Consider the following 12,513-nt stretch of genomic DNA (forward strand, 5'->3'; position numbering starts at 1 on the left):
ATGAAAGGCATGGTCGCGGTCAGCCGCGAGGCTGCCGAACTGCTGGCCCAGCGTGGCCTCATGCCGGTGCCGGGCGGTTACAGCTGGCGCAGTGACAGCCGCCTGACCTTGCCATCGCCAGTCCGCCTGAGCGAAGCGCAGGCCATGGCCTATGTGCGCAGGGTGAATTGCCCGGCGCAGCTAGTGGTCGCCGCCGATGGCATGCTGGTGCGCCACACCGCGTTGCTGGAGCAGCTACCCTTTGAGCAGGTGACGCTGCCCGGTGGCCATCACCTGCACCTGAACGATGAGCAGGGCGCGGCCCTTGTCGCAGACTGTTTCAATCGCTTCTTTGGCTTTGCTTGACTTGCACCGGACAACTGTCGAGGCTTGGCGGGTTGAACAGGGAGACAACCATGCAACTGCCAGACATCCTGGAGCTTCATTTCGGCGCACGGCGCCGCCTGGGTCGCCAATGAGCGCGCCCGTTTCCATTCGTACTGCCCTGGCCGCTTGCCTGATGCTCGCCAGCCCCGTGTTATGGGCCGGCAGTTTGCCGGTACCGGTGGACGCCAAGGTCGTCGACCAGCGTCCGGCCGTGGAGCAGGAACGCGTCTACCCGATGGGCCCGCTGCGCAAGATCAGCGGCCGCCTGCGGGTCGAAGACAAGGTCGAAAGCCGTGGCCAGGTCAGCTCGGTCACCTACGAACTGCCGGTCGAACGCACCGCCCGCGAAGCCTTCACCACTGCCCGTGAAGAACTGCAACGCGACGGGGGTTACCCGTTGTTCTGGTGCCAGGGCCGCGATTGCGGCGAGGCCAGCCTGTGGGCCAATGATGTGTTTGCCAATGCCCGCCTGAACGGTGGTGACGAGCAGCAGGCCTTCATCTTGCTGCGTCGCTCGGCGGAAGAGGCCGACACCCTGGTCGCGCTGTACAGCGTTACCCGGGGCAATCGCCGCGCCTACCTGCATGTGGAAGAGTTCGTCGCCGGCAACCCGTTGGGCGAACTGCTGCCGACCGCTGCCACGGTGCTTCGCGAAATGCGCGACACCGGCAAGCTCGACTACCCTGACCTGGCTGCGCCGCAAGACACCTGGGTGAATTTGCTGGCCCGCAGCCTGAACCTGGACAGCACCCTGCGTGCCAGCCTCAGTGGCGCTCAGGCCGAAGCCTGGCGTGAGGCGCTGGTCAAGGCAGGGGTGCGCAATGGCCGCCTTGAGGTCGGTAGTGCGCCCACCGACGGCTTGCACCTTGAACTGATCCGTTGAACGAGCGCCGCCATGGTTAACAATGATCGCCTGCTGGTCCAGATTCTGCTGTTGGCGTTGCTGGGGGCCGGCCTGTGGGTGATGGCACCGTTCATCTCGGCATTGCTGTGGGGGGCCATCCTGGCGTTTGCCAGCTGGCCGTTGATGCGTTTGCTCACGCGTGTGCTGGGCGGGCGCGAAACCTTGGCGGCCAGCCTGTTGACCACCGCCTGGATCCTGATTGTGGCATTACCGCTGGTGTGGCTGGGGTTCAACCTGGCCGATCATATTCGCGATGCCACGGCGTTCGTGCGCGACGTGCAGGTGGACGGTTTGCCCGATGCGCCGGCCTGGTTGGGGGGCATACCGTTCGTTGGTGAGCGCCTGGTCAGTGGGTGGCAGTCGCTCGACCAGCAGGGGGCGGCCCTGCTGGCGTCGGTCAAACCGTACCTCGGGCAGGTGGGCAACTGGTTGCTGGCGCGCAGTGCGCAGATCGGCAGCGGAGTGCTGGAACTGACCCTTAGCCTGGTGTTCGTGTTCTTCTTCTACCGCGACGGCCCGCGCCTGTCGGCGTTCGTACTGCGCTTGCTGCACCGCCTGATGGGTGACCGCGCCGAGTACTACCTGGAGTTGGTGGCGGGCACCGTTCAGCGGGTGGTGAACGGAGTGATTGGCACAGCGGCTGCGCAGGGTTTGCTGGCACTGATCGGCTTCCTGATTGCTGGCGTGCCGGGTGCCATCGTGCTGGGCCTGGTGACCTTCATGCTCAGCCTGATCCCCATGGGCCCACCACTGGCCTGGATCCCGGCCACGGCCTGGTTGGTGTGGAAGGGCGAGTACGGCATGGCGGTGTTCCTGGGCATCTGGGGCACCTTTGTCATCAGCGGCGTGGACAACGTGCTCAAGCCCTACCTGATCAGCCGTGGCGGCAACCTGCCGCTGGTGATCGTGCTGTTGGGGGTGTTCGGCGGGTTGCTTGCCTTTGGCTTCATTGGCCTGTTCATCGGGCCGACCTTGCTGGCGGTCGGGTACAGCCTGCTGCTGGACTGGAGCCGTAACGCGGAACAAAACCACCACTGAGCCAGAAAACATGGCTTCGAGCAGGAAGAGTGGAAAGTGTCTGTCAACTGTAATTTTTGCTGGTTTTATTACCTGGTTCGGCCGGGTATTCTTTCTCTTCTTGGCCAGAAAAAGTTGGGGCATATTTAATGAACTATACAGTTTATGGCTGGGCGGCCGGCGTAGAGCACGCAGAATTGCATCTTGGTTTTACGGGTCACTTGTTGTTTAGGTCTTTCTATTTACTGGGTAATGGCAGTAGGGCATACAGCACTAGCCTTATGCGCTTTGTTTCTTCTGATAGATTCAGCCCGTTCGAAATAGGTGGGCTGAATAGCTATGCTTATTGTGAGTGCGATCCAGTGAATTTTTTTGACCCAAGTGGCCATGGAAAAATGCCAGTGCTTCGCCTTGCACGCGCGGATCGGCCAAATCCTCCCTCCAATCAAATGCCTGTTTTGACGCGTGAGCCAGCTTCGTACCATCGAACAGAGAGTTACAAGCAGTGGATGCGCGAAAAACAGAATGCATGGACGATGAAGACTGATTACGCCGCCAAGCAGAAAGATCGCCGAAATCGTACATACAAAAAGGTGGGTTCTAACGATTTCTGGAATATTGCGGAGGGTGCACAACCGATCACGCGGTCTGAACGGGCTGAGCTTCAGGACTATGTGGATAGTAATAGACCTCTCGTTGGTTTGTCTGGCAGTGAAAGTAACGACCTTCGGGGGATGGTATTGGATGCGATGGTGTCTGACCAAAATCAGCGGTTAGAGTTGGGGCTTGTGACTGGTGTCATCAGGGGCTTTTTTGATCGTCAACCGGATAGGCAGAAATTTACCCAAGGTAATTTGCATACGGTGGAAGAGAGTGTGAGAGGTGCTATCCAGAGAATGCGCCAAAGAAAAAGTTGATGCGATACTCAATGGCTATTTTTTTTTGCTTAGGGAAACGGCGAAAATATTTCAAGTTTTGGGCAAAATGCTTGTCCCTCCCTCTTTCCCGCGATGATCTTCTCTGAAACCGAGTGCGCCGGCAAATGCAAGCACGCCTGCAACGAATGTCCCTTGATTAAAAATGAGTGGAGATGGTTTAGACCAAGGAAGGCATTCAGAGCCACTAAAGTGCTTACTCACGTTGAGTCGGGTCCGTTGGGATGCGTGGGGGCACGGCGGCGAATGTTGTGGGCATTACGCAGATCAGAAACTTGCAATACAGAAACGTGATCTGCGCCGATCAGTTTACACCGATGCCCACAACCTTGATCTTTACGCATTCTTTATACCCACCCCCACCCCCCGATCTCGCCCCTTTACGCCCCTCCCTCAGACAATTTCCCCATAGCGGCACACGCCGCACCACGGGGAGAACCACTCATGAATATGCTCGACGGGCTGTCACTGCTGCTGGCAGTGGCCTTGGCGTTTTATCTGCTGGTGGCGCTGCTGCGCGCCGATCGCAGCTAAGGAGCGGCCATGCACAGTTACGATTTCGCCTTGCTGCTGGCGTTCTTCGCCATCGTGCTGTTATCGGCACCCTGGCTCGGGCGGTTCTACTACAGGGTCATGGAAGGCCAGCGCACTTGGCTGTCGCCGCTGCTGAGCCCGGTCGAGCAGGCCTGCTACCGGCTAGCGGGCGTGAACGCCAGCCAGGAGCAGAACTGGCGGCAATACACCCTGGCGCTACTGGCCTTCAACCTGGCCGGATTCCTGCTGCTGTTCGCTGTGTTGCTGCTGCAGGGCTACCTGCCGCTCAACCCGCAGCACCTGCCCGGCCAGGAGTGGTCGCTGGCGTTCAATACCGCCGTCAGCTTCGTCACCAACACCAACTGGCAGGCCTACAGTGGTGAGGCATCGGTCAGCTACCTCAGCCAGATGCTTGGCCTGACCGTACAGAACTTTGTCAGTGCCGCCACCGGCCTGGCCGTGCTGGTTGCGTTGTGTCGCGGCATTGCCCGGCGCAGTGCAACGACGGTGGGCAATTTCTGGGTCGACATGACCCGCGCCACACTCTATGGCTTGCTGCCGCTGTGCCTGCTGCTGGCGCTGCTGCTGGTGTGGCAGGGCGTGCCGCAGACCTTTGCCGACTACGCCCATGCGCTGACCCTGCAAGGGGCTGACCAGACCATTCCGCTGGGGCCGGCCGCCAGCCAGATCGCCATCAAGCAACTGGGTACCAACGGCGGTGGCTTCTTCGGCGTCAACTCGGCGCACCCGTTCGAAAACCCCACGGCCTGGAGCAACCTGTTCGAGGTGGCGTCGATCATCCTCATTCCGGTGGCGCTGGTGTTCACGTTCGGCCACTACGTGAAGGACCTGCGTCAGAGCCGCGCGATCCTCGCCTGCATGCTTGCCCTGTTCCTGATTGGCGGCAGCACCGCGCTGTGGTCCGAGTACCAGCCCAACCCCGCGCTGGAAAGCACTCAGGTGCAACAGGCGGCCCCCATGGAAGGCAAGGAAAGCCGTTTTGGCACCACCGGCTCGGTGTTGTGGACAGTCACCACCACTGCGGCCTCCAACGGCTCGGTCAACGCCATGCACGATAGCCTCAACCCGCTGACCAGCATGGTGGCGATGGTCAACATGATGGTGGGCGAGGTGATTTTCGGCGGCGTCGGCGCCGGGCTGTACGGGATGCTGCTGTTCGTGCTGATCGCGGTGTTCCTGGCCGGGCTGATGATTGGCCGCACCCCGGAATACCTGGGCAAGAAGCTGCAAGCCCGTGAGGTGCAGTTGCTGGTGGCAACCCTGCTGGTGATGCCGGTCGGCGTGCTGGTGCTGGGCGCTATCGCCGCCAGCCTGCCTGGCCCGGCGGGTGCAGTCAGCAACCCGGGGGCGCATGGTTTCAGCCAGCTGCTGTACGCCTACACCTCGGGCACGGCCAACAATGGCTCGGCCTTCGCCGGCTTCGGTGCCAACACGGTGTACCACAACCTGATGATCGGCCTGGCCATGCTCATCGGCCGCTTCGGCTACATCCTGCCGATCCTGGCCTTGGCTGGCAGCCTGGCAGCGAAGAAAAGCGCACCGCAGGGGCAGAACAGCTTCCCCACCCATGGCCCGCTGTTCACCGGCCTGCTGCTAGTGACCATCCTGCTGGTGGGTGGCCTTACCTTCCTGCCGACCCTGGCCCTGGGGCCAATCGCCGAACACCTGAGCCTGGGTTTCTGAGGACTGACCATGAACATGCCCATTCCTGAAGTTAAAGCGCGGCACACCGCCAAGGACCAGACTCGCTTCGCCGCGCTGTGGCGCCCGGCGCTGGTGCAGGCGTTCGTCAAGCTCGACCCGCGCCAGCTCAAACGTTCGCCGGTGATGCTGGTGGTGGCCCTGACCGCCGTGTTGACCACTGTGCTGTGCTTTGCCCCCGGCAGTGGCGTGAGTACCGGCGTTGCCGTGCAAATCGCCCTGTGGCTGTGGTTTACCGTGCTGTTCGCCAACTTTGCCGAGGCGCTGGCCGAAGGCCGTGGCAAGGCCCGCGCCGACAGCCTCAAGGCGGGTAGCCAGGGCTTGACCGCCCAGCGTCGCAAGCGTGATGGCAGCTACGAAACCATTGCAGCCAGCGCGTTGCGCAAAGATGACGTAGTGCGCGTAGTCGCTGGCGAAATGATCCCTGGCGACGGCGAGGTGCTGGAAGGCATCGCAGCGGTCAACGAGGCCGCCATTACCGGTGAGTCTGCCCCCGTGATCCGCGAGTCCGGCGGCGACCGCTCGGCGGTGACCGGCAATACCCGGCTGGTCTCCGACTGGTTGCTGATCCGTATCACCAGCAACCCGGGCGAATCGACCCTCGACCGCATGATTGCCTTGGTCGAAGGCGCCAAGCGCCAGAAAACGCCGAACGAGATTGCCCTCGACATCCTGCTGATCGGCCTGACGCTGATCTTCCTGATCGTGGTGGTGACCTTGCAGCCGTTTGCCCACTTCGCGGGTGGCAGCCTGCCGCTGATCTTCCTGGCCGCGCTGCTGGTGACGCTGATCCCTACCACCATCGGCGGCTTGCTGTCGGCCATCGGCATCGCCGGCATGGACCGCCTGGTGCGCTTGAACGTCATCGCCCGCTCCGGCCGGGCGGTGGAAGCAGCCGGTGACGTGCATACGCTGATGCTCGACAAGACCGGCACCATCACCTTTGGCAACCGCCGCTGCAGCGCGCTACATGCTGCACCAGGCATCACCGCCAAGGAATTGGGGGAGGGCGCACTGCTGGCCTCGTTGGCCGATGACACCGCCGAAGGCAAGTCGATTGTCGAGTACCTGCGCCAACTGCACGACTTTATCGAACCGGCTGCTGGGCAGTTCGAGGCAGTGGCCTTCAGTGCCGAAACACGTCTGTCGGGTATCGACTTCCAGCAGCACCGCTACCGCAAGGGCGCCGTCGATGCGGTACTGGCGTTCGTCGGCATGCAACGGCTGGAAATGCCCCCGGCGCTGGCCCGCGAAGTGGAGCGCATCGCCCAGAGCGGCGGCACACCGCTGCTGGTATGCATCGACAAGCGCCTGCTTGGCGTAATCCACCTCAAGGACGTGGTCAAGCCGGGTATCCGCGAGCGCTTCGCCGAGTTGCGCAAACTGGGCATTCGCACGGTGATGGTGACCGGCGACAACCCACTTACCGCCGCCGCCATCGCAGCCGAAGCGGGGGTGGATGACGTACTGGCCGAGGCCACCCCTGAGAAGAAACTGGCGCGTATTCGCCAGGAGCAGAACGACGGCCGCCTGGTGGCCATGTGCGGCGACGGTGCCAACGACGCCCCGGCACTGGCGCAGGCCGATGTGGGCATGGCCATGAACGACGGCACCCAGGCCGCGCGCGAGGCGGCCAACATGGTCGATCTGGACAGCGACCCGACCAAGCTGCTGGACGTGGTGCAGGTAGGCAAAGAGCTGCTGGTCACCCGTGGCGCACTGACCACCTTCTCCATCGCCAACGACGTGGCCAAGTACTTCGCCATCCTGCCGGCGCTGTTCGCCGCCATCTACCCACAGCTGGGCGTGCTCAACCTGATGCACCTGGCCAGCCCGCAGAGCGCGATCCTGTCGGCCATCGTGTTCAACGCGCTGATCATCATCGCGCTGATCCCGCTGGCGCTGCGTGGCGTGCGGGTGCAGGCGGCCAGTGCGGCACACCTGTTGCGGCGCAACCTGCTGATCTACGGGCTGGGCGGCATTGTGGTGCCGTTTGCCGGGATCAAGCTGATCGACCTGCTGCTCAATGCCCTGAACCTGGTCTGAGGAGGCCGCTATGAATGCTTATGTACGCCCGGCGTTGAGCCTGGCTTTGTTGATGACGCTGGTGACGGGTGCGCTGTATCCGCTGGCGGTGACGGGCATTGCCCAGGTCGCTTTCCCGGAACAGGCCAATGGCAGCCTGGTGCGCGACGACCAGGGCCAGGTGCGTGGTTCGGCGCTGATCGCCCAGGCATTCGAGGGTGATGGCTGGTTCCATGCGCGGCCTTCGGCGGGTGCTTACGCCACGGTGGCCAGCGGTGCCAGCAACCTGTCGCCGAGTAACCCGGCGCTGGCCGAGCGGGTCAAGGGGGACGCCGCAACGCTCTACCGGGCGCAGCAGGGGCCGGTGCCGCAGGCGTTGCTGACCACCTCGGGCAGCGGCCTCGACCCGCACCTGCCGCCAGAGGCCGTGGCTTATCAGGTTCCGCGCGTGGCAGCAGCGCGGCAAATGCCGGTGGAGCGCTTGCAAGCCTTGGTGGAAGAGGCCACCCTCCACCCATTGATCGGCCCGCCGGTGGTCAATGTGCTGGCGCTGAACCAGGCACTTGAGCATTTGAGCCGCTGATGTTGGGGCCGCTTTGCGGCCCTTCGCGGGCACGCCCGCTCCCACAGGTATATCGCCATATTCGAACGGGGCGCTGTACCTGTGGGAGCGGGCGTGCCCGCGAAGGCCTGCAAAGCAGGCCCTTTGGTCGACCGTCGCAGATTCTGAAGGATGAAACATGAGTGATTCCGCCCGCGCCGATGCGCTGTTGGCCACCCTCCCACGCACAGGCCGGGGCCGGCTGAAGGTGTTCCTCGGCGCCGCCCCCGGCGTCGGCAAAACCTTTGCCATGCTCCAGGCCGCCCACGCCCAGCAACGTCAGGGCGTTCAGGTGCTGGCGGGGGTTGTCGAAACCCACGGCCGCGCCGAAACCGAGGCGTTGCTCGCCGGCCTTCAGCAGCAGCCCCTGCTGCGCAGCCAGTACCGAGGCGTCACGCTTGAAGAAATGGACCTCGACGGCCTGCTCAAGGTCGCGCCAACACTGGCCCTGGTCGACGAACTGGCCCACACCAATGCCCCCGGCAGCCGGCACGCCAAGCGCTGGCAGGACGTGCAGGAATTGCTGGCCGCCGGCATCGACGTGTACACCACGGTCAACGTCCAGCACCTGGAAAGCCTAAACGACAAGGTGCGCGACATTACCGGCGTGCTCGTACGCGAAACCTTGCCGGACTGGGTGTTGCAGGAAGCCTTCGAGCTGGTGCTGATCGACCTGCCGCCGCGTGACCTGCTCGAACGCTTGCGCGAAGGCAAGGTGTACGTACCGGAGCAGGCGCGGGCCGCGATCGACGCGTATTTCTCGCAAACCAACCTGACCGCCCTGCGCGAACTGGCCATGCAGACTGCCGCCGCGCAGGTCGATGCCGACCTGGCCCATGGCTATCGCCAGCGCGGCCAGGAGGCCCCCGCCTTGCGTGGCCGGCTGCTGGTGGGCGTGGATGGCGACGACCAGGCCGAGCGCCTGGTGCGTCATGCCAGCCGCGTGGCCCAGCGCCGCCACCTGCCCTGGAGCATGGTGCATGTGGACAACGGCCGCCTGCGTGACGAAACCGCCCGCCATCGCCTGCAGGCTGCGCAGCAACTGGCCGAGCGCATGGGCGGGGAGGTGGTGGTGCTGCGTGCCGGCGAAGTGGCGCGCACGTTGATCCAGCATGCTGCCGAACGACGGGCCAGCCTGGTGCTGGTCGGGCAGTCCCGCGACCGACTGCGCCGGCGCCTGTTCGGTGCCGGGGTGGCTGCGCGGCTGTTGCGTGAGAGCCATGGCCTGGAAATCAACGTGCTGGACCGCGATGTGCAGCCGCAAGCGCCGCGTTCGGCGGTGCGGCGGGTGTGGGTGTGGCGGCATTACCTGCTGGCGCTACTGGCCACCGTCATGGCAGCAGGCCTGTCCTGGGCGGTGTCGAGTGTGCTGGCGTTGCCAAACATATCGCTGGTGTTCCTGGCGGCGGTGTTGCTGGTGGCGGTACGCAGCAGCCTGGGGCCTGCGCTGGCCTGTGCTGCGTTGTCGTTCCTGACTTACGATTTCCTGTTCATTCCGCCCAATTTCTCGTTCAGCATCCAGCGTGAAGAAGATGTGCTGACGCTGGTGTTTTTCCTACTGATGGCCGCGCTAACCGGCAACCTGGCCGCCCGCCAGCGTCGCCAGCTGCAGGCGCTGCGCGAGACCCAGGCACAAACCAGCCAGTTGCTCGACCTGTCGCGCCGGTTGACGGTGGCCACCGACCGCCAGGCCGTCTTCAATGCCGCCGGCCAGCATCTGGATGGCTGGCAGGATATGCAGGTGTGCCTGCTGGAGCGCAACGCCGAAGGCCAGCTGCAAGTGGCCAGTGGTGAAGCCCACGCCTTTAGCGACAACGAACGCGCCGCCGCGCAATGGGCCTGGCAGCATGGCCAGGCCGCCGGCCATGGCAGTGACACCCTGCCCAATGGCCGCTGGTGGTGGTGGCCGCTGGCGGTAGACGAACAACCCCTGGCCCTGCTCGGTGTACGCCCGCGTTCCGGCCAGCCGCTCAGCGACCCGCGCCGGCGCCTGCTCACCGCCCTTGGCCAGCCGCTGGCACAGGCGTTGGCCCGCGCCCGTCTGGCCGAGCAGCTGGAGGCCGCACGCCTGCATGGCGAAACCGAGCAGTTGCGCAGTGCCTTGCTGGCGTCCGTTTCCCACGACTTGCGCACGCCGTTGACCGCCATGCGTGGCAGCATCGACAGCCTGCTGGCGTTGGGCGAGGCCATCCCGCCTGAAGACCGCCGTGAGCTGTTGGACGGCACCCGCAACGAGGCCGAGCGCCTCGACCGCTACATTCAGAACCTGTTGGACATGACCCGCCTGGGCCACGGCGGACTCAAGCTGGCACGCGACTGGGTGGCTCCGGGTGACATCGCTGGCAGTGCGCTCAACCGCATGCGCGTAGTGCTCGCCCCGTTGCGTGTGCACACTGATGTGCCGGCCGAGCTGCCGCTGCTGTTCGTGCATGCAGCGCTGATCGAGCAGGCGCTGGTCAACGTGCTGGAAAACGCGGCACGGTTCTCGCCGGCCAATGGTCGGCTTGAACTCCACGTATCGGTGCAGGACATGCAGTTGCGTTTTGCCGTCCTTGACCAAGGCCCCGGCATTCCGGTGGCCGACCGCGAGAAGATCTTCGACATGTTCTACACCGCTGCCCGTGGTGACCGTGGCGGGCAGGGTACCGGCCTGGGCCTGGCCATCTGCCAGGGCATGATCGGCGCCCATGGCGGGCAGATTCTGGTAGGCGAAGGCATCGATGGCCAGGGCACCGGCATCACTCTATGCTTGCCACTGCCCCCTCAACCTGAAGCCGAAAGCGAAACCCCATGAGCCAGTCCGCCACCCTGTTGGTCATCGACGATGAACCGCAGATCCGCAAGTTCCTGCGCATCAGCCTGGCCTCCCAGGGCTACAAGGTGATCGAAGCGGCAACCGGTGAGGAGGGGCTCACTCAGGCAGCATTGGGCAAGCCGGACCTGGTGGTGCTCGACCTGGGCTTGCCGGACATGGACGGCCAGCAGGTGCTGCGTGAGCTGCGCGAGTGGAGTGCGGTGCCGGTGATGGTGTTGTCGGTACGCGCCAGTGAGGTCCAGAAGGTGGATGTGCTGGATGGCGGGGCGAACGACTATGTGACCAAGCCGTTCGGCATCCAGGAGTTCTTGGCGCGGGTGCGTGCCCTGCTGCGCCAGGTGCCGCAGACCGGTGGTTCGGAGGTGGCGGCCAGCTTCGGGCCGTTGACCGTGGATTTTGCCTTCCGCCGGGTGACGCTGGAGGGCGTCGAGGTGGCGCTGACGCGCAAGGAGTACGCCTTGCTGGCGCTGTTGGCCGGGCATCCGGGGCGGGTGATTACCCAGCAGCAGTTGCTCAAGGACATCTGGGGGCCTACCCATGTGGAAGACACCCATTACTTGCGGATCGTGGTCGGGCATCTGCGCCAGAAGCTGGGGGACGACCCCACAGCACCTCGCTTTATCATTACCGAGGCGGGAGTGGGGTACAGGTTGGTGGCGCCGGCCGTTTGATCCGGATTCACGCCGACTCTGTGGGAGTGGGCTTACCGGCGAAAAATCCAACACGGTGCAGGGTGGTGCTCGAAGCGTAGCTGCGTCTGCGTCACGACCTCGGTGATTCTGTTTCAAAGCATTGGCGCATCACATCCAGATAGCGCCTTGCCCCCAGACCCAGCGGTCGCGACTTGATCCAGATGATGTCTACCCACAGGCGCAAGCGACTGGCCATGTTGTCGAAGCGCACCTCGGCCAGCGCACCTGAAGCAATCAGCGGTTCGACCAGCGGCTGCGGCAGGTAGGCCCAGCCCAGGCCGGACTGCACCAGGTCCAGCGTGGCCAGGTAGCTGTCGGTCAGCCAGATGCGCCGCGACAGCACCATGCGCGGGTCTGACCCGGTGGCCTTGCCCGAGGCCACGATGATCTGCCGTTGTTCGGCAACGGCCTCTTCGGGCAACGGTGTGCCGCTGTTCTGCCCGGCGGGGTGGCGGGGGGATGCAACGGCTACCAGTAACTGGCTGCCGGCTTCCAGGAATGACTCACGCTCGTCGATACCGGGCCGCTCGAACACCAGCGCCAGTTGCACGCTGCCTTCATGCAGTAAGCGAACGGCTTCGGTCTGCGTCGCCGAGCGCACCTCGATTTCCAGGCTGGGGAACTCCTGGGCCAAAATTTCCAGTGGCTGGCTCCAGCGGCCGGTTTGCAGTTCGGGGGCCATGGCGATGGTCAGGCGCTTTTCCAGGCCCTTGTGCAGTTGCAGGGCCTGGGCGTCGAGCAGGTTGAGCTGGCAGATCACCTGCCTGGCTTGCGGCTCCAGCGCCAGGGCGGCGCTGGTGGGCAAGGCCTTGCGAGTGGCCCGGTCGAAGAGCACCAGGTCCAGTTCTGCTTCCAGCTGGGCGACCGCCATGCTGACGGCTGAAGGGACACGGCCCAGCTTG

General features: G+C 64.0%; 10 protein-coding genes and 1 pseudogene. 10 read left to right on the top strand and 1 reads right to left on the bottom strand.

Annotated features, from left to right (window positions below; all coding sequences use genetic code 11):
• From APH36_RS24490 to APH36_RS24535, 10 genes and pseudogenes are all read left to right on the top strand, one after another.
• Positions 1 to 345, top strand: a pseudogene (locus tag APH36_RS24490) (alpha/beta hydrolase); the annotation flags it as partial.
• Between the two features lie 109 nt (positions 346 to 454).
• A complete protein-coding gene (locus APH36_RS24495) occupies positions 455 to 1,249 on the top strand; it encodes a DUF4892 domain-containing protein (RefSeq protein ID WP_060500873.1) in 795 nt (264 codons plus the stop codon).
• 12 nt (positions 1,250 to 1,261) lie between these two features.
• The gene (locus tag APH36_RS24500) at positions 1,262 to 2,308 is read left to right on the top strand and encodes an AI-2E family transporter (RefSeq protein WP_060500875.1); all 1,047 of its coding nucleotides are present in this window, start codon (positions 1,262 to 1,264) and stop codon (positions 2,306 to 2,308) included.
• A gap of 128 nt (positions 2,309 to 2,436) precedes the next feature.
• Positions 2,437 to 3,204, top strand: a complete 768-nt coding sequence (locus APH36_RS31205) for an RHS repeat-associated core domain-containing protein (protein WP_082426451.1) — start codon at positions 2,437 to 2,439, stop codon at positions 3,202 to 3,204.
• Positions 3,205 to 3,666: 462 nt separating this feature from the next.
• Positions 3,667 to 3,756 carry a K(+)-transporting ATPase subunit F gene (gene kdpF / locus APH36_RS24510; protein ID WP_003251485.1) on the top strand — a complete coding sequence of 30 codons (90 nt, stop codon included), beginning with the start codon at positions 3,667 to 3,669 and terminating at the stop codon, positions 3,754 to 3,756.
• A gap of 9 nt (positions 3,757 to 3,765) precedes the next feature.
• Positions 3,766 to 5,460: a potassium-transporting ATPase subunit KdpA gene (kdpA, locus tag APH36_RS24515; RefSeq protein ID WP_060500880.1), complete on the top strand. Its 1,695-nt coding sequence runs from the start codon at positions 3,766 to 3,768 to the stop codon at positions 5,458 to 5,460.
• A gap of 9 nt (positions 5,461 to 5,469) precedes the next feature.
• Positions 5,470 to 7,524: a potassium-transporting ATPase subunit KdpB gene (kdpB, locus tag APH36_RS24520; RefSeq protein WP_016711623.1), complete on the top strand. Its 2,055-nt coding sequence runs from the start codon at positions 5,470 to 5,472 to the stop codon at positions 7,522 to 7,524.
• A gap of 10 nt (positions 7,525 to 7,534) precedes the next feature.
• Positions 7,535 to 8,086 (top strand): potassium-transporting ATPase subunit KdpC, encoded by a 552-nt coding sequence (gene kdpC / locus APH36_RS24525; RefSeq protein ID WP_060500882.1) that lies wholly within the window; start codon positions 7,535 to 7,537, stop codon positions 8,084 to 8,086.
• A 157-nt stretch (positions 8,087 to 8,243) separates the two neighbouring features.
• Positions 8,244 to 10,898 carry a sensor histidine kinase KdpD gene (locus tag APH36_RS24530; RefSeq protein ID WP_060500885.1) on the top strand — a complete coding sequence of 885 codons (2,655 nt, stop codon included), beginning with the start codon at positions 8,244 to 8,246 and terminating at the stop codon, positions 10,896 to 10,898.
• On the top strand, positions 10,895 to 11,590 hold the full coding sequence (locus tag APH36_RS24535; RefSeq protein WP_060500887.1) for a response regulator: 696 nt from the start codon (positions 10,895 to 10,897) through the stop codon (positions 11,588 to 11,590). Before APH36_RS24530 ends, APH36_RS24535 begins: the two co-directional genes overlap by 4 nt.
• Positions 11,591 to 11,681: 91 nt before the next feature.
• Here APH36_RS24535 and APH36_RS24540 read toward each other — a convergent pair.
• Positions 11,682 to 12,513 (bottom strand): LysR family transcriptional regulator (locus APH36_RS24540; RefSeq protein WP_060500889.1); only part of this gene is annotated, 832 nt, incomplete at its 5' end.

The organism is Pseudomonas sp. NBRC 111133 (assembly GCF_001320605.1).
In the GTDB taxonomy this organism is placed as follows: Bacteria; Pseudomonadota; Gammaproteobacteria; order Pseudomonadales; family Pseudomonadaceae; genus Aquipseudomonas; species Aquipseudomonas monteilii.